The 25,270-nt window shown below is 60.9% G+C and carries 21 protein-coding genes and 6 pseudogenes; 21 read left to right on the forward strand and 6 right to left on the reverse strand.

The features are described 5' to 3' along the window. A partial coding sequence (locus QJT82_RS39550; RefSeq protein ID WP_281446696.1) for an integrase core domain-containing protein occupies nt 1-186 on the forward strand: 186 nt, incomplete at its 5' end. A 74-nt stretch (nt 187-260) separates the two neighbouring features. Beyond that, a pseudogene (locus tag QJT82_RS39555) lies at nt 261-1,347 on the forward strand (IS3 family transposase); the annotation flags it as partial. A 313-nt stretch (nt 1,348-1,660) separates the two neighbouring features. Here the strand turns inward: QJT82_RS39555 and QJT82_RS39560 are convergent. After that, nucleotides 1,661-1,747, reverse strand: a pseudogene (locus QJT82_RS39560) (ATP-binding protein); the annotation flags it as partial. A gap of 83 nt (nt 1,748-1,830) precedes the next feature. Here QJT82_RS39560 and QJT82_RS39565 point away from each other — a divergent pair. The 3 genes and pseudogenes from QJT82_RS39565 to QJT82_RS39575 form a co-directional block, all read left to right on the forward strand. Next, nucleotides 1,831-2,272 (forward strand): annotated as a pseudogene (locus QJT82_RS39565) (transposase); the annotation flags it as partial. 190 nt (nt 2,273-2,462) lie between these two features. Further along, a complete protein-coding gene (locus QJT82_RS39570; protein ID WP_125459191.1) occupies nt 2,463-2,699 on the forward strand; it encodes a hypothetical protein in 237 nt (78 codons plus the stop codon). A 1,215-nt stretch (nt 2,700-3,914) separates the two neighbouring features. Beyond that, nucleotides 3,915-4,261: pseudogene (locus tag QJT82_RS39575) on the forward strand (hypothetical protein); the annotation flags it as partial. Here the strand turns inward: QJT82_RS39575 and QJT82_RS39580 are convergent. After that, nucleotides 4,259-4,681, reverse strand: a pseudogene (locus QJT82_RS39580) (transposase); the annotation flags it as partial. The pseudogenes QJT82_RS39575 and QJT82_RS39580 overlap by 3 nt on opposite strands. 72 nt (nt 4,682-4,753) lie before the next feature. Here QJT82_RS39580 and QJT82_RS39585 point away from each other — a divergent pair. The 9 genes and pseudogenes from QJT82_RS39585 to QJT82_RS39625 form a co-directional block, all read left to right on the forward strand. Next, nucleotides 4,754-5,212: pseudogene (locus tag QJT82_RS39585) on the forward strand (IS256 family transposase); the annotation flags it as partial. Nucleotides 5,213-5,503: 291 nt separating this feature from the next. Further along, nucleotides 5,504-5,821, forward strand: coding sequence for a hypothetical protein (locus tag QJT82_RS39590; RefSeq protein WP_038388360.1), 318 nt, complete (start codon nt 5,504-5,506; stop codon nt 5,819-5,821). Nucleotides 5,822-6,013: 192 nt separating this feature from the next. Continuing rightward, nucleotides 6,014-6,787, forward strand: a complete 774-nt coding sequence (locus tag QJT82_RS39595; RefSeq protein WP_016847694.1) for an enoyl-CoA hydratase-related protein — start codon at nt 6,014-6,016, stop codon at nt 6,785-6,787. A 46-nt stretch (nt 6,788-6,833) separates the two neighbouring features. After that, on the forward strand, nt 6,834-7,703 hold the full coding sequence (locus tag QJT82_RS39600; protein WP_016847695.1) for a xanthine dehydrogenase family protein subunit M: 870 nt from the start codon (nt 6,834-6,836) through the stop codon (nt 7,701-7,703). Beyond that, nucleotides 7,700-8,182, forward strand: a complete 483-nt coding sequence (locus QJT82_RS39605) for a (2Fe-2S)-binding protein (RefSeq protein WP_016847696.1) — start codon at nt 7,700-7,702, stop codon at nt 8,180-8,182. Before QJT82_RS39600 ends, QJT82_RS39605 begins: the two co-directional genes overlap by 4 nt. After that, on the forward strand, nt 8,179-8,940 hold the full coding sequence (locus tag QJT82_RS39610; protein WP_038376680.1) for an N-acyl homoserine lactonase family protein: 762 nt from the start codon (nt 8,179-8,181) through the stop codon (nt 8,938-8,940). Before QJT82_RS39605 ends, QJT82_RS39610 begins: the two co-directional genes overlap by 4 nt. Then, a complete protein-coding gene (locus QJT82_RS39615; protein ID WP_038388359.1) occupies nt 8,933-11,335 on the forward strand; it encodes a xanthine dehydrogenase family protein molybdopterin-binding subunit in 2,403 nt (800 codons plus the stop codon). The genes QJT82_RS39610 and QJT82_RS39615 overlap by 8 nt, the downstream gene beginning before the upstream one ends. Beyond that, nucleotides 11,328-12,077: an SDR family oxidoreductase gene (locus QJT82_RS39620; protein ID WP_016847699.1), complete on the forward strand. Its 750-nt coding sequence runs from the start codon at nt 11,328-11,330 to the stop codon at nt 12,075-12,077. The genes QJT82_RS39615 and QJT82_RS39620 overlap by 8 nt, the downstream gene beginning before the upstream one ends. A gap of 11 nt (nt 12,078-12,088) precedes the next feature. Then, entirely contained in the window at nt 12,089-13,630 is a 1,542-nt protein-coding gene (locus tag QJT82_RS39625; protein WP_016847700.1) for an AMP-binding protein, read from the forward strand. 13 nt (nt 13,631-13,643) lie between these two features. Here the strand turns inward: QJT82_RS39625 and QJT82_RS39630 are convergent, their stop codons facing one another. After that, nucleotides 13,644-14,582 carry a helix-turn-helix domain-containing protein gene (locus QJT82_RS39630; RefSeq protein ID WP_244436044.1) on the reverse strand — a complete coding sequence of 313 codons (939 nt, stop codon included), beginning with the start codon at nt 14,580-14,582 and terminating at the stop codon, nt 13,644-13,646. 287 nt (nt 14,583-14,869) lie between these two features. Between QJT82_RS39630 and QJT82_RS39635 the strand changes: the two genes are divergently transcribed. The 3 genes from QJT82_RS39635 to QJT82_RS39645 are packed head-to-tail and all read left to right on the forward strand — an operon-like array spanning nt 14,870 to nt 18,139. Further along, nucleotides 14,870-16,096, forward strand: a complete 1,227-nt coding sequence (locus QJT82_RS39635) for an ABC transporter substrate-binding protein (RefSeq protein ID WP_016847702.1) — start codon at nt 14,870-14,872, stop codon at nt 16,094-16,096. 5 nt (nt 16,097-16,101) lie between these two features. Then, on the forward strand, nt 16,102-17,658 hold the full coding sequence (locus tag QJT82_RS39640; protein ID WP_016847703.1) for a 4-hydroxyphenylacetate 3-hydroxylase N-terminal domain-containing protein: 1,557 nt from the start codon (nt 16,102-16,104) through the stop codon (nt 17,656-17,658). Between the two features lie 40 nt (nt 17,659-17,698). Beyond that, on the forward strand, nt 17,699-18,139 hold the full coding sequence (locus QJT82_RS39645; protein WP_038376682.1) for a carbon monoxide dehydrogenase subunit G: 441 nt from the start codon (nt 17,699-17,701) through the stop codon (nt 18,137-18,139). 216 nt (nt 18,140-18,355) lie between these two features. Here the strand turns inward: QJT82_RS39645 and QJT82_RS39650 are convergent, their stop codons facing one another. The 3 genes from QJT82_RS39650 to QJT82_RS39660 form a co-directional block, all read right to left on the reverse strand. Next, nucleotides 18,356-19,078, reverse strand: a complete 723-nt coding sequence (locus QJT82_RS39650) for an LrgB family protein (RefSeq protein ID WP_016847705.1) — start codon at nt 19,076-19,078, stop codon at nt 18,356-18,358. Next, nucleotides 19,075-19,461 (reverse strand): CidA/LrgA family protein, encoded by a 387-nt coding sequence (locus tag QJT82_RS39655; protein ID WP_016847706.1) that lies wholly within the window; start codon nt 19,459-19,461, stop codon nt 19,075-19,077. Before QJT82_RS39655 ends, QJT82_RS39650 begins: the two co-directional genes overlap by 4 nt. 132 nt (nt 19,462-19,593) lie before the next feature. Continuing rightward, complete coding sequence (locus tag QJT82_RS39660; protein WP_244436043.1) at nt 19,594-20,295, reverse strand: GntR family transcriptional regulator; 702 nt, start codon at nt 20,293-20,295, stop codon at nt 19,594-19,596. Nucleotides 20,296-20,481: 186 nt separating this feature from the next. On the opposite strand from QJT82_RS39660, the gene QJT82_RS39665 reads away from it, so the two are divergent. From QJT82_RS39665 to QJT82_RS39680, 4 genes are all read left to right on the forward strand, one after another. Continuing rightward, nucleotides 20,482-22,020 (forward strand): sugar ABC transporter ATP-binding protein, encoded by a 1,539-nt coding sequence (locus QJT82_RS39665; protein ID WP_016847708.1) that lies wholly within the window; start codon nt 20,482-20,484, stop codon nt 22,018-22,020. A gap of 72 nt (nt 22,021-22,092) precedes the next feature. Continuing rightward, the gene (locus QJT82_RS39670; RefSeq protein ID WP_077231027.1) at nt 22,093-23,061 is read left to right on the forward strand and encodes an ABC transporter permease; all 969 of its coding nucleotides are present in this window, start codon (nt 22,093-22,095) and stop codon (nt 23,059-23,061) included. An 89-nt stretch (nt 23,062-23,150) separates the two neighbouring features. Next, entirely contained in the window at nt 23,151-24,137 is a 987-nt protein-coding gene (locus QJT82_RS39675; RefSeq protein ID WP_050994298.1) for a substrate-binding domain-containing protein, read from the forward strand. 64 nt (nt 24,138-24,201) lie between these two features. Next, nucleotides 24,202-25,266, forward strand: coding sequence for an aldo/keto reductase (locus QJT82_RS39680; protein ID WP_016847711.1), 1,065 nt, complete (start codon nt 24,202-24,204; stop codon nt 25,264-25,266). Nucleotides 25,267-25,270: the final 4 nt, after the last annotated feature.

The following is a 25,270-nucleotide window of genomic DNA, read 5'->3' on the forward strand; positions in this document are numbered from 1 at the left end:
CGGCTGTGGCGCAGCGTCAAATACGAGGAGGTCTATCTGCGCGCCTACGACACCGTGTCCGACGCCCGCGCCTCGATCGGCCGATACCTCGACTTTTACAATGGCCGGCGTCCCCACTCGCGCCTTGACGGCGGCACCCCGGATCAAGCTTACTTCAACCCGCTGCCGTTCCGCGCGGCAGCCTAACTCTGGCAAAAGCTCCACTTATCGACGCGGACTTGCTGTTCAGACAACCGGAGCCACCTCAGACGGAGGGCATGATGACGACGAAGACGAGACGTAAGATCGACGCGGCACTGAAGGCAAGGATCGCGCTGGAAGCCCTGCGGGAGCAGGCGACGGTGGCCGATCTGGCCCAGCGCTGTGAGGTTCACCCGAACTAGATCCATGCCTGGAAGAAGCAACTGCTGGACCAGTCGGCCCGGGCCTTTGAGGCGGGTGTCTGGCGGGAGAGAGAGGACGCGCGCGAACGCGAGATCGAGAAGCTGCACGCCAATATTGGACGACTGACAGTCGAGCGCGATTTTTTAGCGTGGAGGTCCGGAAGATGAGCAAGCCGGACCGTCGAGGAACGCTCGATCGCGCCGACATGACGCTGTCGATCCGGCGGCAATGCATGCTGCTTAGCATCGCGCGCTCTGGGGTCTACCGGCCGCCACGGGCCAGCGACAACGACCTTGCCCTGATGCGGCTGATCGACGAGCTGTTCACCGCCTGGCCGTTCCTGGGCTCGCGGCGAATGACCGCGATGCTGAAGGCTGAGGGCCAGGCCAATCGCAAGGGCGTGCAGCGTTGATGCGCAAGATGGACATCGCGGCGCTGGGACCAAGGCCGAACACGACGAGGCCAGCGGGGCCACAAGATCTATCCCTATCTGTTGCGCAACTTGACGATCGACCGGTCAAACCAGGTATAGGCGGCCGACATCACGTATCTGCCATCGGCCGCGGCTTTCTTTATCTCGTCGCCATCATCGACTGGGCGAGCCGTGCGGTTCTGGCGTGGCGGTTGTCGAACACGGTGGACGTCTCGTTCTGCGTGGCGGCTCTGGAAGAGGCGCCGGCGAAGTACGGTACGCAGAAGATTTTGAACACCGACCAAGGCAGCCAGTTCACCAGTGCGGCCTTCACCGGCGCGTTGGCGGGCGCAGGGATCAAGATCTCCATGGATGGCCGTGGTCGTTGGATGGACAACGTCTTCATCGAGCGGCTGTGGCGGTCGCTAAAACATGAGGACATCGATCTCAAGTGTCTATGCCGACGGCCGCGAGGCCAAGGCAGGCGTCGCCAGCTGGATCGCCTTCTACAACGATCCCCGCTCCATCAGGTGCACGGCTATCGCACGCCGATGGCCGTCTGGCGCGAACGGATGCAGGCCGCGAAGGCTGTGGACATGGTGGACAACGCGTTGACCACATGCCCATCTGTGGACGCCCCGGTGGATGCCGGCCCGACGGGAGCTTCTCGATTCAGGGCGCGGCGGCTGAGCTTGGAGTAACTCCGCAAACAATCTTCGATTATCTTGCGCGCGGATTGCTGGCAGGTCGTCGGTTGGCCAAGGGCCAGCCATGGCAGATCGAGCTCTCAGACGAGCAATCAGTCAACTTCGCAAGCGGGTGCGACGCACCAAGCGTTCGAAGAAGGAGGCATCATGAAGTCATCGGCTCGCCGATGAGCGCGCGCCACTGGTCGACCGGAAGTTGGCTGGTGACGGGAGTGGAGCGGCGGCCGTAGCGATCCTCCAGGATCTAGCGGGCTGTTGAAAAAAGGCGCTCGCCGGCGAGAGTGGTGACCATGATTCATTGGCTCCGACGAGATTCGGAGACGGTGCGTGCGCGGCGACGACAATCGGACGGGCGAGCTGTTCCAGCTACGTCGATCTGGAAGCACGAGTGCGGCGTGATCATCCGCTGCGAGCGATCCGGACGATCGTGAACGAGGCGCTGGCGGTGCTGGAACGCGAGCTCGCCGCGCTTTATTCGCTGATTTGGCGCCCGTCGATTCCGCCGGAGAAGCTGCTGCGAGCGTTTTATTCGATCCGCTCGGAGCGCCTTCTGATGGAGCGGCTGGAATATGATTTGCTGTTCCGCTGGTTCGTCGGAATCGGCGTCGACGATGCAGCCTGGGACCATTCGGTGTTCTCGAAGAACCGCGACCGGCGACTGGAAGGCGACATCGCGGCCAAGTTCCTCGCGGCGGTGCTGGCGCAGCCCAGGGTGAAGGGGCTTCTGTCGGGCGATCACTTTTCGGTCGACGGCAACAGCCTGTTAGAGGAGTTCGTGGCAGGCGCCGGCATCGATTCTCTGGGCCAGCGCACGAGGGACCGGCTCGGCTTCAGGGACGCGCAGACCCTACCCGAAATGGCAGGTATTTTTGAACCTGTTATGCATATTATTCTGGGTAATCACGCTAGATTTCGATGAGCATGTGGTGAGGGATAGGTACATTCAGCGGGTGGTTCGAATGAATAGTCGTGACATAGAGCGCATTGTTGATGACATCGTCGCTGAAGCCATGTTAGCTCAAGACTCTTTCGCGCTGAGCGCTCAAGAAGCACACAAACATCATACTGGCCACGCTGACATTAAACAATTAACCGAAGGCTGCAACGCTCGAACTCTCATTGCCATATGGGCTGAGTTGAAGGGCATCCGTGCTGCTCTGACCGTAGTCGCACAACTGATCGCCCATAAGAAATGAAAGTGGACCCCATTCGTGAGATCACCGGGGTCCACTCACAGGCGCCGCAGCAGACACGGGAATATCCCGTGTACCGGCGCAGGTCGGTCGCGCGCGGCTTCGGCCGGGCGCTGCGATCCCCCATCTGACGCATCGATCGCTGCACACGTTGCGATTGGAGGCACGCCCCCCCGCTGGCAGCGTCGCGATCATAACTGCGAGCCGAGAAATGGCCAGGCCGTGAACAACTCGTCGATCCGCCGCGTCGATGCTCCGTCTCGTCCTCTGCGTCATTCTCCGCTCCTTCGCCCAAATCCGATTAGTTAACCGGCCCGATTTTCGGGACCACCTGATCCGTGTAGCCGGGTAGAGAGCCACACTCGCGCGTCTATCGGAGGCGGGATCGTCGGCGCGCGAGCGCATCGTCTCGACGCCGCGCGTCTCCATCAACGTCGCGGTCGACCGGATGCGGTTTCTGCTACCAATACCAACTCGAGGACGGCCCTGCCTCCTCCGTCGAGGGCCCCGCGCCGTCGTCAATAGCGCTCCGCCACTAATTGCCCAAGAAGCTTGAAGCGCACGTGGCGTCAGGTTGTACGATCAAAGGGAGGTTGAGAGCGATCTGTCATCCAACCAGCATGACGCGCTGTGGCCACGACCGTGCAAGTAGCGAGAACGAGCTATTGAACGACCATTTCCATCTTGAAGAGAGGACCATCGAGGCGGTACGGCGTTATCGTGACGCGCTAGCCGCTGCCGCGAACTCTGAAAAGGCACAAGCTCGTGCACATCGAGCTCTCATGAGCATGCTCCCAGACCTGGAGCGCGCAGTGCTCGAGGATCGACCTCCGTCAATCAGGAAAAAGCTCTTTGATGCCGGTGCAAGAGCAGTCACTCAACTTAATGAAGCGCGGCAGCTCTTTAACGAGGCCACTGTGACGCTGGAGGGAGCTCGCCAGGCCTTGGCCGCTCTCGAGCAGCAGCTAGGATACATTCCAGATGTACCGGCGAAAGGAACTCGAGCGCGGTCTTGATCTGGATCATGGCTGACCGACCACTTACATCAACTGAGGGTGAGGATCATTTGCGGGTACGGGCGGTGATGATCGGTATAGGCTTGTGTCGAGAGGTACCACCTTGGGTTTCTACTTCTAGTCGTCTCCATGCGCTGTTATTAACCGACAGGGGTACCGTCAAGTTAACGAATTGGAGCGGCGGAGCGGGTAGACGAGCGGCGTGCGGACTGCCAAGGACCCTCTTTATCGCCGCCATCGCTTCCCGCCGGAAGTGATCAGCTATGCCGTTTGGTTGTATTTCCGGTTTCCCTTAAGCTTGCGGATGGTCGAGGAAATGCTGGCGGCGCGTGGCATTGGCGTAACTTATGAAACCGTGCGCCAGTGGGGACGGAAATTCGGCAAGCCGTTCTCCGATCGGATCCGCCAGCGCGCTCCCGCCCGCGGTGACAAATGGCATCTGGACGAGGTCGTCATCTCGATCCGTGATCATCACGCGCGGCGGCGTGCCGGCGGATTTCAAGAGCTTCTTCATGGGGCGAACAACATTGGCTCTGGCGCGCTATTGACCTCCGCTGTGGCGATCTTGGCCTTCAGGCAGGCCTCGACCGTGCGCTTGAAGATCCTACGGAACCGCTCTTCGCCCCAGCGCTGGCGAATGCGCGTCAGGCTTGAATGGTGCGGTAGTTGCTCATGCAGGCCATAACCGACAAACCAGCGGATCGCGATGTTGACCTGAGCTTCACGCATCAGCTTGCGATCGTGCACGATGCCGGTGAGCAGACCGGCGAGCATCAGCCGTACCGTCGCTTCGGGATCGATGCCCGGCCGGCCGTCATTCGCGCAGTAACAGTCGGTGACCTCTTCCCTTAGCCAAGACAGGTCGAGCACACGATCGACCCGCGCCAGCACGTGCTCATCTGGGACGAGTTGTTTGAGCGAGCCAGTGATGAAGAGCTCAAGCTGATCCCGCTCCTTGCGCCCCAGCATCTCGTTTGCTCCGTCGATCCCGAATCGCCGACAAGAACGGAATCAGTCAATTCGGACTTTTTCCACGATCCCCGCGTGCACTTCATGCGCAACGCGCTGGCGCATGCCGGCAAGAGCGGGCGGCGCGTGGTCTCCGCCTTCATCGCCACCGCGTTTGCCCAGGACGATGCCGAGGCCGCGAGGGCGCAATGGCGCCGCGTTGCCGACCAACTCCGCCCCAAGGTCCCGAAGCTCGCCGCCTTCCTCGACGAGGCAGAGACCGACGTGCTCGCCTATATGAGCTTCCCGGCCGCACACAGGGCCAAGCTGCACTCGACCAATCCGCTCGAACGCGTCAACGGCGAGATCAAGCGCAGAACCGACGTGGTCGGCATCTTTCCCAATGAGGACGCCATCACCCGCCTGGTCGGCGCGATCCTGCTCGAACAGAACGACGAGTGGGCCGTCCAGCGCGGCCGCTACATGACACTGGAAACGATCGCCCCGTTGAGCGATGATCCCACCGTCAGCCTCCCGGCTATCGCCAGCTGACCGATCCGGCCCAGGTCGGCGAACGTGGTGACCCACACTCAGCTACACCACGCAATGGGACACGATCTTTGTTTCCGCTCGGCGTCGGCCAGACACGGCACTCTTGCAGTTCAATTTCTTTGGAACGCCGACCTTCATCGCAATCTCCGTCTGTAGCCGTAACCTTCTATCCGAAGTGCTTGGCGCAGGAATTCAAAAAGTATTTCGATTTTATGCAGGAGCTTGTCCTTCCCGCCGAGGGGCGGCCAATCGCCCGCCTCCGCGCTGATACATGATCTGTGATCCTTCAACTTGTTCGCACATCAAACGAAGGTGCGTGGGCAGAGCGAGAACAAGGCGAAGAAGGGCGCCATATCCGTTCTTGAGCGCTGGGGCCGCACCTCAAGCCGAGAAGCTCCGGTCTCGACTTTTCGACTGACAGCAGCGGCGCGAATGCGACCCAAGGTCATGCCGTTCGATGAAATGATCTCCGATGTGCTCGATGTCATGCGCAGCGCAGCTTCGAGTGGTCAGACGACTAGTTTCATTGCGAACGCTACGGCGCTCCCGCGCCTCGATCTGCACTGGCCGACGTCAGCCGCATTTGTCGTGGCCACGACCACATTGTGATTGGATGAGCCTGCATCGCAATGTGCTTGCCCTCTCTGTCGACGGTAGATCATGGAGCGGCTCGCTGCTTTTGGTTCCGAGGAGACGGCCGTGCGTGTGGCCACCTTGACTTCGCCTAAAAACTCGGTCTACTTATGCAAGTGACGATAGGCATTCGGCCCAAAGGTCGTCTGTTCGGGAGGAGAGGCCTTCGTGAAAGATATAATCGTGGCGAAAAGGGATGGCATAGCGCGCGTCGCATTGAACCGGTCCTCGGCGAGGAACGCCGTCACGCTGGCGATGTGGCGTGAACTCGCCGACATCTTCTCACACTTCGCGTGCGACCGGGATGTTCGGGCGGTCTTGCTGGCGGGCGAGGGCAAGGACTTTTCCGTCGGCGCCGATATCTCCGAGTTCGACAGTATACGAGACGATAAACGACAGGCCGCTGACTACGAGGTCGCTGTCGACGCCTGTTCCGGCGCGATCGCGGCGTTGGGAAAGCCAGTTGTTGCAGTCATTTCCGGCTATTGCCTCGGCGGCGGTTGTCATCTCGCATTGGCGTGCGACTTTCGCTTCGGTGATCGAACCGCAACTATTGGGATACCGTCAGCCAAACTCTCCATCGTCTACGGTGTCCGGAGCGTGCAGCGGCTGTTGTCGCTGACAGGTGTCGCAAACGCCAAGCGCATCCTCTACTCCGCGGACCGCTATCGGGCCGAGCAGGCCATGTCGATGGGGTTGATCGACGAAATACACGACGATGCGCCACGAGCCGCCGAGCGCTTCCTGAAGCAGCTTGCGGACAATGCGCCCCTTTCGATCGCCGGCGCGAAGTACATGCTGAATGAGCTTTCGACGGGCGCTGGCTCGCTCGACTTGGCGATGGCGCAGCAATTCATCGACGCCGCTTCAGACAGCGAGGATTTCAGGGAAGGTCGGCGGGCATTTGCGGAAAAGAGGGCTCCGCGGTTTCGCGGCGCATAGGAATGGCCAAACAGGGAAAAAAACCAGCTTTGTGAAGGTAGATACGATGAAGCCTGCCAAGTTTGAGTATGTGGCGCCGGTGACGGTGGCCGCCGCGGTCGAGGCGTTGCTCGCGGCTAGTGGCGAGGGCAAGGTTCTTGCCGGCGGCCAGAGCCTGCTACCGCTCTTGAATTTCCGCATGACGCGGCCCGCCGTACTTGTCGACCTGAACGGCATCAAGGAACTGTCGTTCATCGAGCTGAGAGATGACTACGTTGCGATTGGGGCATTGACGCGACATCGCGAGATCGAGCAATCGCCGCTGATTGCATCGAAGCTGCCCGTGATGGCGGCAGCGATGCGTCACGTAGCGCACCTCGCAATCCGTAATCGAGGGACCATCGGTGGCAGCCTATCCCACGCAGATCCCGCAGCGGAGCTGCCGATGCTCTCGCTGTTCTACGGCGCGAGTCTGTTGGTTCAGGGACCGTCCGGCCGGAGGATCATCGCTGCCGAGGACTTTTTCGTCGACGCGCTGACAAATTGTCTGAAGCCGGAGGAGATCGTGGTGGAAATTGACTTTCCGATCCTTCAGCAAAACGGATGGGCCTTCGAGGAAGTCGCTCGCCGCTTCGGTGATTTCGCGCTCGCCAGTATCGCCGTCTCTGTCCGGCGTGGTGCTTCCACCATCGAGGACGCGCGCGTAGCCGTGATGGGCGTGGCCGACACGCCGCTCCGGCTGAAAGAGGTTGAGGGACAACTCCGCGGCATCGCCATAGACGACCAGATGCCGGATCGATTTTCCGAGCTTGTCACTTCCAGCGTGTCTGCAAATGGCGATCTTCACGCTTCCGCCGAGTACCGCCAGCACTTGCTCGGGCAACTGGCCAGGCGTGCCATGCAGACGGCCCTGGCCTCGGAGGGTGATCGGCGATGAGCGCGACAGTATCGGTGACCGTCAACGGAACGAAGTACGACGTACAGGACGTCGAGCCGCGGATGCTGTTGTCCGACTTCCTGCGCGACACGCTCGGACTGACTGGCACTCATGTCGGATGCGAACATGGCGTTTGCGGCGCATGCACGGTGCTTGTCAACGGCGATAGCATCCGCTCCTGCTTGATGCTCGCGGTTCAAGCGAACGGCGCCGAGATCACGACCGTGGAAGGCCTCGGGACGCCGGAGACACTTAACGTTTTGCAGGCCCAGTTTCGCGAGCATCACGGGCTTCAATGCGGGTTCTGCACGCCCGGCATGTTAATGACGGGCGAAGACCTGCTCCGGAAATATCCGCTCGCGACCGACGACGAGATCAGGGAAGGGCTGTCCGGCAATCTTTGCCGCTGCACCGGATACCAGAACATTGTCGCCGCGATCAGAGCTGCGGCGGGCAAGCGCGCGGAGGCCGTGCCATGAAACTCAATTTCCTCCCCGCCGGTCGCCTTCGGATGAAGAAGAGCATCTACGTGTCGGGCGCCGACCGTAGTGAAACCATCGATCTTCCTGTCAGTAGCGCCTTGATTCGGCACAAGCAGGGCAACGTGCTGTTCGATACCGGCTGTCACCCTTCGGTGGTCGATCACGCCGAAGCGCGTTGGGGGACGCTTGCGAAGGTCATGAAGCCGTTGATGGGCGCGAATGAAACGCTGCTGCCAAGCCTGGCCTGCGTCGGAATGGAGCCCGGTGATATCGATATCGTCGTGAATTCTCATTTCCACCCCGATCATTGCGGCTGCAATCAGTTCTTCCGGAAGGCCACGATCCTGGCCCATGCCAAGGAGATCGAAGCCGCGCAGGCGCCGGGTGCTGAAGCGGCCGGCTATCTCCGCGCGGATTGGGACTACGGCCAGCCCATCGAGGCGCTGAACGGAGAGCGGGATCTTTTCGATGACGGCAGCGTCGTGCTGGTGCCGTTACCGGGCCATACGCCGGGAACGCTCGGTGCGCTGGTCGGCCTCGATCGCGACGGACAATTCTTGCTGGCATCTGACTCGGTCAGTCTGCGTCAGAATCTGGATGCCGATACCGCGCCTCGCAACACCTGGAACGTCGATGAGCAATTGAAGACGTTCGCAGAGGTGCGGCGGATCGAAAGGGCGGGCGCGACGGTGATTTGCGGCCACGATGACCAGCAATGGAAGAGCCTGCGTAAGGGAAGCGAAGGCTATGAATAACGAAACGCGCCCCCATTCATCGGACGTCTTGCGACCGCGCAATGTCGGCGCGGCGATCAAGCGTACTGAAGACCCGCGGCTCTTGACCGGGCGCGGCGAGTATTCGGCCGACCGGAAGCCGGATCGGTTACTTCATGTCGCATTCCTTCGCAGTGGGCAGCCGCATGCGTTGATCACCAGGATCGACACGGTCGCGGCTCAGGAGGCGCCAGGCGTAATTGCGGTGTTGACTGCAGAGGGCATCGCCGGGGATTTCAAGCCGGTCATTCCGTTCTCGCGGATGCCGAACTATTACGCGACACCGATCGTGCCTCTGGCCATCGGCAAGGTCCGCTATGTCGGCGAGGCCGTTGCTGCCGTGATCGCGACCTCGCGGTATCTTGCGGAGGATGCGCTCGAATTGATCGAGGTCGACTACGAGCCGCTGGGCGCGATCGCGCGCGCAGAGCTCGCGGTCGTCGATGATGCGGTCCTGCTGCACGAAGAGGCCGGAACGAACGTCCTGATCTCGCGCGAATTTAAGAAGGGCGACGTGGTTGCCGATCTCAAGGCCGCGGCGGTCAGGGTCAGCGGCCGGTTTGAGATGACTCGCAAGGCGCCGCTTGCGATGGAGCCCCGGAGCTACACGGCCGAGTACGACAAGCGACGAGATGCCGTTACGCTTTATACGTCGTCGAACATTCCGGGCATTGTGCGGGACGCCATTTGTGAATCGCTCGACCTTCCAGGCCACCGCTTGCGGGTGGTGGCGCCCGATGTCGGAGGCAGCTTCGGATCGAAAGGGTCGCTCTATCCTGAAGAGCTCCTGATCTGCATCGCGGCACGCAAGCTCGGCCGCTCGCTGAAGTGGACTGCCGATCGACTGGAGGAGGTCAGCAGCTCGAGCCAGGCCTTCGCCGAGATCGTCGATGCCGATATGGGCTTCGACGCCAACGGGATAGCGACTTCGTTGCAAGCAGACGTGATCGGTGACGTCGGGGCATATTCGATCTATCCCTGGACGTGCGGGCTGGAGCCAGTCCAGGTCGTCAGCTTCCTTCCTGGACCGTACAAGATCGCGTCGTATCGGGGGTCGGTCCGCGGCGTCGCCACCTGTAAGCCGCCGACCGGTCCGTATCGTGGCGTCGGCCGGCCGATCTCGACCTTCGTTGCAGAGCGCCTGATGGACCTTGGCGCCAAAGCACTTGGTCTTGATCCCCTCGAGATTAGGCGACGCAACCTGATCCGGGCCGAGGAATTCCCGTACCGGATCGCATCCGGAATCATCTGGGACAAGACAGGCTTTGTTGAGTGCCTGGAAGCCGCTGCGGAAGTAGTAGGTTACGAGCAGCTTCGCGCTCAGCAAGCGGACGCGCGCAAGCACGGGCGTCTGTTCGGCATCGGGATCGCCTCCTATGCGGAATTGACCGGCATCGGCTCGCGGATCGCCGTCGCGCCAGGAATGCCGATCAACACAGGCTCGGAGACGGCGAAGATCACCATCGACTCCACCGGCGCCATTACCGCTGCGTTCGGTGTAGCTTCACACGGGCAGGGACTGGAGACGACGCTGGCGCAGATCGTCGCCGATGATCTCGGTGCCCGCTTCGAGGACGTCCGCGTCATTCAAGGCGACAGCGATGAGGTCCCAATGTCGACCGGGACGTATGCGAGCCGTAGCGCAGTGCTCGGCGGCGGTGCTGCCAAGCAGGCCTCGCGCATCGTCCAGCACAAGATCAAGCGGGTCGCGTCTCATCTCCTGGAGGCCAATCAGGACGACATCGAGGTTTTGGACGGCAAGGCCGTGGTCATCGGCACCGACCGTGCGGTGACTTTCAAGCAGGTCGCCAAGGCTGTTTATTCCGACATGAAGACGCTGCCCGTCGAGGCACGCGAGGAACTGACGGCGACATACACCTACGACCCCATCAACGGGACGACTGCGGCAGCCACCCATATCGCCGTGGTGGAAGTCGATCCTGCGACTTGCTTTGTCAAGATCCTGAAATACGTGGTCGCGGAGGATTGCGGGCGGATCATCAATCCGATGATCGTCGTCGGCCAGGTCCATGGCGGCGTCGCGCAAGGTATCGGTGCGGCGCTGTTCGAAGAGCTCGTCTATGACGACGACGGCCAGCTATTAAGCGCGAGCCTCGTCGACTATGTGATCCCCTCCGCACCCGAAGTGCCGGCCATGGACATCGTCCACATCGAAAGCGAATCGGCGGTGGCCGGTGGATTCCGCGGCATGGGCGAGGGCGGCACGATCGGCGCGCCGGCCGCCATTGCCAATGCGATCGCCGACGCGCTGTCGCCGCTCGGCATCGACGTGTCCATTCTTCCGATGACTCCGGAGCGCATATTCAAGCTCATGGAGCAGACCAGACTCAACGCGAGAGGAAAAGCAGATGAGTGATCTCAAAGGACGTGTCGCGCTCGTGACCGGCGGCGGACGGGATGTGGGGGCGGCGATCGCCAAGCTGCTGGCGGAACGGGGCGCCAGCGTTGCGGTCAACTATCACAGCTCGAAGACAGAGGCCGAGGCGGTGGTCGCCGAGATAGAGAAAGCCGGCGGCAAGGCGAACGCCTATCAGGCCGATATCTCGGACGCCGACGTCGTTCGGAAAATGGTCGCCGGCATCAAGAACGATTTCGGCGGACTCGACATCCTCGTCAACAACGCCGGGCTGGTGTTTCGCAAGCGCTTCAGCGAAAGCACGCCCGAGGATTGGAAGAAGCAGATCGACACCTGCCTGTACGGTGCGCTGAATTGCTCGCACAGTGCCGGGCCGCTGCTCGAAGCGACCGGCCGCGGCCGCATCATATCCATCATGGGGGACTCATCGAGGGTCGGCGAATCCGGCCTTGCGCTCGGCGCGGCTGCGCGCGCCGGCACTATCGCGCTGATGAAGTCGCTGGCCCGCGAATGGGGACGCTCGGGCGTGACGGCCAATTCGATCTCGCTCGGCCTGATCGAAACCGCCCACGACAGGACCTGGGTCGATGCCAACCGTGACAAGCTGGTCAAGGCCTATGCGATCCGGAGGCTGGGCTTGCCGTCCGACGTTGCACCGTTGGTCGCCCTGCTGGCCTCCGATGCGGGAAGCTGGATCACGGGGCAAGTCATCAGCGTGAACGGCGGATACAGTATGGTCTAGGGGATACGACGATGCTGCACGTTGATCTGATTGCGTCGATCGCGACGCTCCTTGATCGTCATGCCAAACAGCGGCCCGGACAGGTCGCGTACTGGGATTCATCGCGGTCCGTCACCTACGCGGAACTTGCGACGCGTACCGCCTCGATCGCGGTAAACCTGGCGAAGGCCGGTCTGCGAGAGGGCAACAAGGTTGCGATCTATCTACCCAATGGCGTCGACTGGATCGAAGCCTGCTTCGCGGCATTGCGTGCCGGGGCGGTGGTCGTGCCCATCAGCTTCGACGCGGCGGAAGGCGAGATTAGTTATCGCCTGACCGATGCCGGCTGCAGCATGATCATCATGGCCGCGGCGAGGAAGGAACTAATCGCGAAGATCTGCAGTGACGCCGGAATTGCGCCGATCGTGACCTTTGCCGGCGCGGAAGCGGCTCGGGCCGGCATCGCGCTGGCGGACCTTGCAACAGAGAGCGCCGCGAAGCCGCTCGACCCCGACGATATCGATCGTTCCTCTTTTATCATCTACACATCCGGTACCACGGGCCGCGCCAAGGGCGTGCTCCTGTCGTTGCGTGGCATGCTGTGGATCGCCGCGGCGTGCTGGGCGCCGATCTGCGAGCTGACCGACAAGGATGTCGTTCTGTCAGCTCTTCCGCTGTTCCACTCCTACGGTCTCAATCTGTCGGTGCTCAGCGTGCTCGCGGTCGGCGCGAGCGAGCACATCATGGAGAAGTTTTCGCCGCAGCAGGCGCTCGATCTTTTGCAGACGGGAAAATACTCGATCCTGCCCGGCGTGCCGACGATGTTCCATTATCTCCTGCATCGCGCGCAGGAAGCCGGCATCCAACGCCTCGACTCGGTCCGGCTGTGCATCTCCGCCGGCGCCATCATGCCGGCCGCCCTGAACAACGTCTTTGAGAAGCACTTCAGAACACGGCTGCTGGACGGATACGGCATCACCGAAACGTCCACGATGGTCACGATGAACTGGCTGCACGGCGCACGGCCGATGGGATCGTGCGGATTGCCGGTACCGGGTCTTGCCGTGCGGATCGTCGATCCATCCTCGCTTGAGGATGTCCCGATCGGTGAAGAGGGCGAGTTGATCGTGCGCGGGCCGAACCTGATGCACGGCTATCACAACAAGCCAGCGGAGACGGCCTCCGCCCTGCGAAAGGGCTGGTACCATACGGGCGATCTCGCGAAGTCGGACGCCAGCGGCTATCTGACGATCACCGGCCGGATCAAGGAGCTGATCATCCGCGGCGGCCAGAATATCGCGCCGGCCGAGATCGAGGAGGTTGTGGTGCGGCATCCGCAGGTGACCGATTGTGCCGTTGTCGGCATCAGGCACGCGACGCTCGGTGAAGTGCCGTGCCTGTTCGTGGTGGCCAAAGCCGATGAGCTGGATGTTGCGTCACTGATGGACCATTGCAGGGCCCATCTTTCATCCTACAAGATTCCCGAAGCGACTCATCTCGTCTCCGAGATTCCGCGCACAGGCTCGGGGAAGATCATGCGCTTCAAGCTGGTCGAGGCGTTGCGCCGCACTTAGAACAGACGGCAGGCTATGAATCGACAGAACGCGGTCCCAGGGCGCCAAACGCCTTGGGATCGTATGTCAGCCTGTAGCGCATGTCGGCGGCGACGATCGGCTGCTTGCAGCGGTCGCAATTCACGGACGCATGGAAATCGTGCCCGCAGGAGAGGTGGGTGAGTAGCAGGGGCGGCTTGCCCTTGGAGAGCCAACGATCGCCCCACTGCAACATCGTGATGAAGGGTCCGTAGAGGTCGCGCCCCATGTCGGTGAGAAGATATTCATAGCGATCCGGCGAGCTCTGGTATTGCCGCCGGCGCAACACGCCGCTGGCGACGAGGCGGTTGAGTCGATCCGTCAGGATATTCGGCGCGATCTCGAGTTCGGTGAGGATCTTGTCGTAGCGCCGATTGCCGAAGAAGCCCTCGCGCACGACCATGAAGCTCCATTTGTCGCCAATGATCTCGAGCGCTCGCGAGACAGAGCTTGGGCGGCCGAGCTGAAAGCGGTTGCCGTCGGAGGCTCTTCTTGTGTTGCGGCCGGCCTTGGCGGGGTGGCGCCCGGCGCCCGGTCCATCGCGGTACTTGGCATCGCGCGCGGCGACGCTTTCGCCACAATGCGAGCAGGCGACGATCGGGTGACTGTCGCAACCGCAGCTGACGTGTACCAGCGTCAGTGGCGCGGGCTTGCCGCCTGCGAGCCAGCGATCGCCGAACTGCATCAAGGCGATGAAACTCGGATAGAGATCGAAGCCCATTTTGGTCAGGCGATATTCCTTGCGTAGCGACGATCCGGGCGCGACTTGCCGGAAGATTGCGAGCTGCGTGAGTTTCCTCAGACGATCAGTCAGTGTCGCCCTGGGAATGCCAAGCGCCGCACGGAATGCCTCGAAGGTTTGCGTGCCGAAGAACGCCTCCCGGATGATCAGGAAAGCCCAGGCGTCGGACACGATATCCAACGTGCGCGCCACAGAACAACTTCGTTCGCGCCTGATCGCGCCGGCCTGGCTTTTGGCCGGCTTCGGCGTCGCTCGGGGGGATGGTCTCGTGGGCTGGGCCTTGGCGGCGGCTGGCATGTCTCGGAAATCCGGTATTCGCAGTCACCATTCAAGGGCCGCTTCGCAAGCTTGGCTCGTTTAACACATCGGTGCGATTGACTCCCTCGAAAAATTAGTCTAGTTACGCATGTAACACAAGTCTAGTTATGCATGTCACGAAGCGGATCGCACCGCGCCGCATTTTTCAAGGGAGGAGCGTCATGAAGGCTGGAGTGCAGACAATCTTGATCGCAGCCGCAGCGACGGTCGCCTTCGCAAGCCATGTCGCCGCGCAGCCGGCTGCGGTTTCCGACGATGCCGTGAAGATCGGCGTGCTGACCGATATGTCCGGCCAGTTCTCTCACGAATCCGGTGAGGGGTCCGTGACGGCAGTGAAAATGGCGGTCGAGGATTTCGGCGGCAAGGTGCTGGGCAAGCCGATCGAGGTGCTGGTCGCCGACCACCAGAACAAGCCGGATACGGCCTCGGGGCTCGCGCGCAAATGGTTCGACGTCGATCATGTCGACATGGTCGCCAATTTGATCAATTCCTCGATCGCGCTCACCGTCTCCCAGCTTGCGCAGCAGAAGAACAGGATCGCCATCATCAACGGCTCCGGTTCGTCACGCCTCACCAATGACGCCTGCACGCCCAACAGTGTTCACTATGCGTACGACACTTACGCGCTCGCCCGCGGTACGGGCAGCGCGCTGATGAAGGCCGGTCAGAAGAGCTGGTACTTCCTGACGGCGGACTACGCCTTTGGACACGCACTGGAAGGCGACACCACTGCGGTCGTGAAGAGCCTGGGCGGCGAGGTGATCGGATCGACCCGATACCCGATCGAGGCCTTCGACCAATCCTCATTCCTGCTCCAGGCACAATCGTCAAAAGCCCAGGTGATCGGCCTCGCAGGCTCAGGCAATGTCCTCGTCAATTCGATCAAGTCGGCACAGGAGTTCGGGATCACGAAGGGCGGCCAGACGCTGGCCGGATTGCTGGTATGGATCACCGATATCAAGAGCCTCGGCCTGCGGACGGCGCAGGGGCTCGTGTTGACGAATGCCTTCTATTGGGATCGCGACGACGAGACGCGCGCATGGTCGAAGCGCTTCTATGAACGCATGAAGCGCATGCCGCACATGGGCGACGCCGGCGACTATTCGTCGACCATGCACTATCTCAAGGCGATCGAGGCCGCGGGCACCGACGAGGCCAAGGCCGTGATGAGCAAGATGCGCGAGATGCCGATCAACGACTTCTTCGCCAAGAATGGTCGGATCCGCGAGGACGGGCGCATGGTGCACGACATGTATGTGTACGAGGTGAAGCAGCCGTCCGAGTCCAAGGGCGAGTGGGATTTCTACAAGCTGCGCGAGGTGATCCCGGGCGAGCAGGCGTTCCGACCGCTCAAGGACAGCCTCTGCCCGCTGGTCAAGAAGGGGTGACCTTGATGGATCAGGATGTCGCTGTCGATGGTCTTGCCACACTCGCTCGGGAGCCGATCCGCAGCGGCGTCGATTATGTCGCAAGCCTGAGGGGCCGGAAGCTCAAGGTCTATCTGATGGGCGAAGAGGTCGCCGAACCGGTCGACCACCCGATCATCCGGCCCTCAATCAACGCCGTGGCGGAGACATACGATCTTGCCAACGACAATCCCGAGCTGGCGTCGGCGACGTCGCCACTGACCGGCGAGCGTATCAACCGCTTCGTGCATATCGCGACCAGCCCAGCGGATCTGGTCATGCAGAACAAGATGCAGCGCCGGCTCGGACAGTTGACCGGCACCTGCTTTCAGCGCTGCGTCGGCATGGACGCGCTGAACGCGCTGCACTCCGTGACTCATGATCTGGACCGGAAGCACGGCACATTCTACCACGACCGCTTCAAGGACTTTCTCGCACGCGTTCAACGGTCAAATCTTGTGATCGGCGGCGCGATGACCGACGTGAAAGGCGATCGCGGTAAATCGCCTTCGCAGCAATCAGATCCCGATCTCTTCGTGCATGTTACGCGGCGTACCGCGCAAGGGGTCTATATCAGCGGGGCCAAGGCGCATCAGACAGGCTGCCTGAACTCGCATTGGCTGGTCGTCATGCCGACAATGAGATTGGAGCCGGACGACAAGGACTACGCCATCGTCGCTGCGCTCCCGGTCGATGCCGAGGGCATCACCTACATCTACGGCCGGCAATCCTGCGATGCGCGCAGCGCCGAAGAGGGCGACATCGACGCGGGCAATGCGCGGTTTGCCGGCCAGGAAGCCATGATCGTCTTCCAGGATGTGTTCATCCCGGCCGAACATGTCTTCATGGACGGTGAAGTGGAATTCGCATCTACGCTGGTCGAACGCTTCACCTGCTATCATCGCCGCAGCTACGTCTGCAAGACCGGCGTCGGCGACGTCCTGATCGGCGCGGCGGCGACGATCGCAGACTACAATGGCGTCGATCGCGCCTCTCATGTCCGCGACAAGCTGGTCGAGATGACCCATCTCAACGAAACCATCTATGGCGCGGGCATTGCCGCGAGCCATCAGGGGATCGCGATGGATTCCGGGGCGTTCCTGCCGGACGAGATGCTCGCGAACGTCTGCAAGCATCACGTCACGCGCTTGCCTTACGAGATCGGCCGGCTGGCGCAGGATCTCGCCGGCGGACTGATGGTGACTTTGCCGTCGGAACGCGAGCTGCGCCATGAGACGATCGGTCCTCTGATTGAAAAGTATCTGAAAGGCCGGCCGGAGATTGCGACGGAGGACAGGATTCGTGTTCTGCGCCTGGTCGAGAACATGACGCTGGGCAGAAACGCGGTGGGATATCTCACGGAATCCATGCATGGCGCGGGTTCGCCGCAGGCGCAACGGATCCAGATCGCGCGCTCGATGCAGATCGACTTCAAGAAGGAGCTGGCCAAGGCGCTTGCCGGCATTTCGTCGACATCGCGGGCGGAGATCGAAAACGATCTTTCCACCTACATGGCCAGAGTATTTGCGCCAGTTCGCGATTGAGGGGCGAGAGCGGTTCGGCGCGACCTTTTGGGAGACGACAATGGCTATGACAATGACAGGTGAAATCCGGCTCGCTGCCCCAAGGGAGGTCGTTTGGGCCAAACTGAACGATCCCGCCGTTCTGAAAGCCTGCATTCCCGGATGCGAGGAACTCGAGGAGATCGACCGTCAAGGATTTCGCGCAGTCGCAAAGATGAAGGTGGGGCCTGTTTCGGCGCGGTTTAGAGGCAAGGTCACTCTGACCGACCTCGACCCGCCGAACAGCTACAATATCGCCGGAGAAGGCGAGGGCGGCGTCGCGGGCTTCGCAAAGGGCGGCGCAAAGGTCAGGCTTCTCGAGCGAGACAATGGCACCCTTTTGACGTATCAGGTCGAGGCGCAAATCGGCGGAAAGCTTGCGCAACTGGGGCAGCGACTTGTCAACGGTTCGGCCAAGAAACTGGCAGATGAGTTCTTTACCAATTTCGCGCGGTCACTTTAGTTGACGGCCACTCGTCGCCTGAACAACCGTAGTTTGCGATAGCTTGCCAGCCGAATGTTCTCTGCGTGGGGGGAAATTTGGATGCCGACAAGCATGCCTCCGCCCCAGCGGCATTGCGAGCCGTGAGGACGCCAACGTCTATCCTTGGAGACGAATCAGTTCTCCTGCTGCCTTCGACGCTTCAAGCTGCACGTCGATACCCTCTGGCATCGACAATCAGTGCAGCAGCAATGTTACCGCCAGCGGCACCAGCAACGACGTTACAAGCGCATTCAGGCCCATGGCGATGCCAGAAAAAACGCCGGCCACTTCGTCGACTTGAAACGCGCGTGCTGTGCCGATGCCGTGCGCCGCGATGCCGACCGCGAAACCGCGAGCGCGGAAATCAGTGACGGCTATCCGATTCATGAGCGGAGTGACAATGATGGCTCCCATTATGCCGGTGAGGACGACTGACACCGCCGTCAGAGATGCATCGCCGCGCAGGGATTCGCTGATACCCATGGCGACGCCGGCAGTGACCGATTTCGGCGCCAGCGAGAGGATGACCGCCTGTGGCAGACCAAAGGCCCGGGCGAACAGAACGACGGAGACGATGGCTGTGATAGAGCCGGCGACCAGCGAGATCAGCATCGGAACGATCGCAGCTATGACACGTTTGCGGTGATCATAGAGCGGTATGGCGAGTGCCACTGTAGCCGGGCCGAGCAGGAAATGCACAAACTGCGCGCCGGAAAAGTACGTGGTGTAAGAAGTGCCCGTCATGATCAAGAATCCGCCGATGATCCAGATTGAGTGAAGGACCGGATTTGCCAGCGGATGGCGATGCGTCGCAAGCGAGAGGGCGTCTGTGATGGCATAGACGGAGAGCGTAACGGTCAGCCAGAGGAGAGGCGACTGCGAGAGATAAACCCAAAGAGAGAATGGATGTTCGTTCATTGCTTTGCCTGTCTTCTCGCGAGTAGGTGGCTGACCGCGAGGAATGTGGCGACTGTCACGAGCAAAGTAACGACCACCGACGCAGCCAGCGTCAGCAGGATTCCGACACCATGTTCGACAACCAGGTCGAGCCTCTGCACAACGCCGACGCCGGCAGGAATAAATAAAAGAGATAGATGCGCGAGCAGGCCGCGGCCCGTGCTCTCGACGGCATCGTTGTGCAAAGGGCCTCGGCGGAGCCCAGCGTAGCGATCGCGCGTCAAGAGAAGAAGCAGCAAGAATGAGAGGCCGAGCACCGGTCCCGGCATCGGCAGGTTGAGGCCTCGCACAATCGCTTCGCCGGCCAGCTGGCAGAGCAGAATTAAGCTCAGGCTTGCGATCATGAGAGACGTCCGTTGCGTAACAGATCCGCGACGGAGCCTGCGCGGTCGTCTTTGCGGAGCGATAAATCGTTAGAGCGCGCTCTTGCCGAGCCGGGCGCAAGTGACCGAAGCGCAACCTGACTCCGCCTGAAGTTACGCTGTCGGAATCTTCAGAGACGACATGAAGTGCTCCATGTTCGCCTCGACGCTTGCTCGGCTGAGCAAACCTGTCTTCTGATCGTGGATCATTGCGTACATCTTCTCGTGCAGCCCAACGGCGCGATAGCGCCCGCTGACCTCCAGCGATTTGCGAACCCAAGGAGCGACCATGTTCAGGACGAAGTCAGCGATCACCACGATGAGTTTGTTGCCCGCTGCCGCATAGACAGCGCGATGAAAATCAAGGTCGGCCTCCAGCAGCTTCTCGATTGGCGAATTGGGATCCTCGGAGAGAGCCTTCAGGCGGTCGATGCTTTCGCGCATAATTGCCAGATCAAGATCTGTGCGCCTGATCGAAGCCAGTTCTGCGCAGTTTCGATCGAAAATGTAGCGGAGCTCCATCAGCATCTCAGGTGAAGAATCCTGAAGATAGAGCTGGAACATCATCAGCGGCATCACGGCAGTGCCTTCATCCTTGCGAATGTAGTTGCCGTGCCCATGCCGTGTTTCGATAAGTCCTGAGACCGCAAGCGTCTTCATGGCCTCGCGGATAGGGGTGCGGCTGATGCCAAGCTTTTCTGCAAGCTCCTTCTCGTTGGGCAGCTTGTCCCCTGGGTTCAAATTTCCCTTGGCAATTTCACCGGTGATGTAATTCAGCGCGACTTCGACACGCGTGGGTAGCTTCTTGTTCTCCATATGCTCCATCGGTCGCTCGCAGCTCTCATTTCCGCCGTCGCATTGCGACCACATAAGCCATCGCGCGACCAGATCAAACCAACGAACATCCACAAGGTAGGAGGTATGATCTCTGTTGACAATAGGTATAAGGTATGACCTCATATCTCCAGCGCAGGACGCGAAGACGTCCGCTGGAGGAAATCAATGCATTCGTTGTCCGGGGCAGGAGCGGAAGGGCGCGATGACGCGGCCATCGGGCTGCACGATCAGCCGCTGCTGGTTGCGGAAGGAATCGCCAAGTCTTTCAACGGAGTTCCGGCGCTGCGTGACGGGTGGCTGACCGTCAAGCGTGGGACTGTGCACGCCCTCTGCGGTGGCAATGGCGCCGGTAAGTCGACGTTTCTGAACATTGTGATGGGTTTGCTGCACCGCGACGAAGGCAGCATCCGCATCGAGGGAGTCCCCGTCGACTTCAGAAGTGCCGCCGATGCTCTGCGGCATGGCGTTGCGATAATCACACAGGAACTGTCTCCAGTCCCCGAGATGACCGTTGCCGAGAACATCTATCTGGGGCGGGAGCCGAAGATCGGTGGTCTCCTCGTCGATTTCCCGAAGATGCGGCGCACCGCAAAGCAGCTTCTCGACGACCTCGAGTTCGACGTTCCAGTCGACGCCTGCATGCGAGACCTGAGCCTAGCCCAGGTTCAACTCGTCGAAATCGCCAAGGCGCTTAGCTATCGGGCGGACATCGTCATCATGGACGAGCCGACCTCGGCGATCGGCGAGCACGAGGTGCACATCCTGTTCAATGCGCTCAAGCGGATAAAGGCGCGTGGATCTGGAATCGTCTACGTGTCGCACAAGTTGACCGAGATCTTCGAGATCGCGGACGAATACACAGTCTTCCGCGATGGGCGCTTCATCGAGAGCGGCCCTATTTCCTCGATCGACCGAAATCATCTCGTCACGCAGATCGTCGGTCACGAAATCAAGACGGTCGAAAAGTGGCAGCCGAACGAGGGCGCACCGATCCTGCTCGAAGTGCGTTCGTTGTCGCGCGGCTCTCACTTCAAGAATATCTCCGTCAATGTTGCCGCCGGAGAGATTTTGGGCATCTACGGTTTGCTTGGTTCAGGCCGGACGGAGTTTCTGGAGACGGTCTATGGCATCCACGCCCCGTCCGAGGGGGAAGTCTTCCTCGATGGGAAAAGAGTGGATCCAGGCAATCCCAAGAAATGCATCCGGCAGGGCATGGCCATGGTCCCCGAGGATCGGAAGGACGTTGGTCTCGTCCTTTGCGGATCCATCGCGCACAACATCGCCTTATCGTCGCTGGCACTCCGCGCCGTGAGCGGCTTCGTTCGCCGCAAGGCGGAGGCCGCGGCGACCGATCGGATGATGCGGTTGAACCGGATCAAGGCGGCTTCCCCACATGTCGCTGTGGAAACGCTCAGCGGCGGAAACCAGCAGAAAGTGGTGTTCGCCCGCTGCCTCCTCACCAACCCGCGCTTGCTGATCTGCGACGAGCCGACGCGTGGCATCGATGAGGGGTCCAAGCAGGAGATCTATGCCTTTCTCCGCGAGTTCGCTGCGAAGGGCAATGGGGTGCTCGTCGTCTCATCGGAAGCGCCGGAGATACTCCAGATCAGCGATCGTATTGCCGTCTTTCGGCAGGGACGGCTCGATCATGTCGTGGACGGGCGCAAGACCTCCCAGCAGATGCTGACCGACCTCGCGAGCTAAGGCAGATCGATCAATTCTCGAAAACTGGCACGTGTGCCGTCGAAGCGAGGAGTGGACATGGTGGCCAACACAATGAGCAACGTCACAACGGATGTCAGATCCAGAAAGATTGCGGCTGTGGGGCCCTACTTGAAATCGTTCAGCATCGTCATCGTGTTCGTGGTGATCTCGGCGTTCTTTGCCGTAGCCAACGAATACTTCATGACCTGGCTGAACTGGGTGAATCTGTTGCGGCAATCGTCGATCAACGGCATTCTGGCGATCGGCGTGACGTTCGTCATTCTCACAAAGGGCATAGACCTTTCAGTCGGCTCGGTAATGGCTCTAGCCGGCATGATCGCTGCCAGCCTTGTGACCTCGACCAACCAGCATTTTGTGTTGTGGGCGATCCTTGCTGGAGCGGGGACCGGCGCGGCACTTGGCCTGGTGAACGGGGTGATCGTGACAAGCTTCAACGTGCCCCCGTTCGTCGCAACCCTTGGCATGCTGAGCATGGCCCGCGGCATGACCCTCATTTTTTCCGACGGGCGCCCCGTTCCCAACCTTTCCGAGTCGTTCCGCTGGATCGGTGGCGGCAGCGTGGCGGGCGTTCCCGTGCCGGTCTTGATCCTCTTCCTTGTGTTCGCCATCGGGTGGATCGTCCTCTCTTACACGACCTTCGGCCGTTACGTGTACGCCGTTGGAGGAAACGAGAAGGCGGCCAGGACGAGCGGCATCTCCACGCGGACCGTGGTCGCATCCACCTACGTCATCTCGGGCCTGCTCGCCGGATTAGCCGGCCTGGTGCTCACGTCCCGCACCACCGCCGCACTTCCTCAGGCTGGCATCGGTTACGAACTCGACGCCATAGCGGCGGTGGTGATCGGCGGGACCAGCCTTGCGGGCGGCCGAGGCTCGCTGATCGGGACGCTGTTCGGCGCTCTCATCATCGGAACGATCAACAACGGCATGGATCTGATGGGAGTGTCTTCCTACTACCAGCAGCTTCTCAAGGGCGCGATCATCATCGTTGCCGTCATGCTCGACCAATTTCGCAAGTGATACTGCGAAGACGATTACAGACCGTGGAAGGCGGCTGTAACGCCCACACGGGCAATTGTTAGCTGACTACATCTCAATCGGAGGAGACGATGAAGGTTACGCGTAGATCGACGTTGGCGGGTTTTGCCGCTGCTGCAATGATTCTGTCGACCGGTACGGCCTTTGCTCAAAGCAAGATTCGGATCGCCGCCTTGTCGTTCGGAGAATCCGGCGAGTACATGAAGGCCTGGTCCAGCGAGATCCAGAACCATCCTGCCGTCAAGGATGGCTCTGTTGCGGTCACGATTTTCGACGGCAAGTACGATCCACTCGTCCAAGCGAATCAGATCGATACGGCCATCACGCAAAAATTCAATGCCATCATCATGGCGCCATTCGATCTCCAAGCGTCGGCGCCGGCTATCGACAAGGCGATCGCCGCAGGCATTCCGGTGATCGTGTCGGCCCTGAAGACCGCGTCGAAGGGCTATACCGCCTCCATCATTGTCAACGACACCGAGGGGGGGCGTATCATTGGGGAAGAACTTGGCAAGCTGCTGCCCAACGGCGGCAATGTCGTTCTTATGGAGGGACCGATCGGCCAGTCGGCACAGATCGAACGTAAGGCAGGTGTCGACGCGGGCTTGGCCAAGTTTCCGAAGCTGAAACTGCTCGCCAGCAAGTCCGGAAACTGGAGCAGAGCCGAGGGCCAGGCTCTCATGGAGAACTGGTTGCTCGCGCACCCCGGCAAGATCAATGCCGTGCTCGCCGAGAACGACGAGATGGCGCTCGGTGCGATCGAAGCCATGAGGAGTGCCAAGGTCGATTTCAAATCGGTTCCGGTGCTTGCGATTGACGGCATTCCCGATGGCAAGCGCGCCGTGCGGAAGGGCGAGATGACCGTGACGCTGTATAAGTACGCGCGCGCTGAAGGCCAGGGCGCGGTCGATCTCGCTCTGCGCGCCATCAAGGGTGACAGCTACAAGCCTCAGTCGGAAATCTGGAACTCGTTGATGGAATGGAAGGGCGGCACCGAGAAGGACTACGTCGTTCCGTGGCTGCTCTTGGATTCGTCGAACGTCGCCAAGTACATGTAGCTTCGATTGGCGCGCATGCGGGACGCCGTCGTGCGCGCCAATCCTCACATAGGGATTTTTCGATATGGTGGCTCTGGAGAAGAGAGCGCTTCCGAACGGACGCGTGAACTTGACCGCGCTTGGGCTCGGAACCTCGCCGCTCGGCGGCTGTGGCGTGCCGGTGAGCTTCGAGACGTTCGAGGCTGTGATCTTGAAGGCTTACGCGCTGGGTGTACGGTACTTCGACGTTGCACCGCTCTACGGCCTCGGGAAGTCCGAGCATTTCCTCGGCCATGTGCTCCGCGTTCATGGCCTGCGCTCCGAGGTGGTTGTGAGTACCAAAGCCGGACGGCTCCTGAAGCCGGCCAGCCGCTCCGCGCGTGCGGAGAGCCTGTATGGAATCAATTGGGTCGATCCGCTGCCTTTCGTCGATGAATATGACTACAGCTACGACGGCATCATGCGGTCCTTCGAGGACAGCCAGCAGCGCATGGGGCTCGACCACATCGACATCCTCTTCCTGCACGACGTCAGCGGAGTCTGGCATCGCGAAAGCTATCCGACATACCTGAGGCAGCTCCGAGAAACCGGATACCGCGCGTGCGACGAACTCCGTCGCTCGGGAGCGGTCAAGGCCATCGGTCTCGGCGTGAACGAAACGGCTTCGGTGCTTGAAGTGGCTGCGGAGTTCGATCTTGATTGCTCGCTCGTAGCGGGACGTTACACGCTCCTGAACCATGCACCGTTGACCGACTTCTTCCCGGAAGCCCGGCGTCGCGGCATGGGCATCATCGCGGGGGGCGTCTATAATTCAGGTATCCTGGCGGAAGGTAGCCGGGGAAATGCGCTGACACGGACATACGACTACCAGGCCGCTCCTGAATCCATCGTGCGCCGAGTAAAGGCGCTGGAGGTCATTTGCGAGCGCCACGAAGTGAGGCTGGCCGATGCGGCTTCCCAGTTCGTTTATGCGCATCCGGCCGTGACTTCGGTGGTCCAGGGCGCGCTCACCACAGCGCACGTCGAGCAGAACGTGGCTTCGATATCGGCGCCAATTCCTCAAGCGTTTTGGTTGGACCTCAGGAGCGAAGGCCTAATTCCCAGCGAAGCTCCACTGCCGAATGGGGCTTCCTCGGTACTGTCCGACTGACATT

The sequence above is a fragment of the Bradyrhizobium sp. Mp19 genome, from assembly GCF_029952935.1.
Classification (GTDB): Bacteria; Pseudomonadota; Alphaproteobacteria; order Rhizobiales; family Xanthobacteraceae; genus Bradyrhizobium; species Bradyrhizobium elkanii.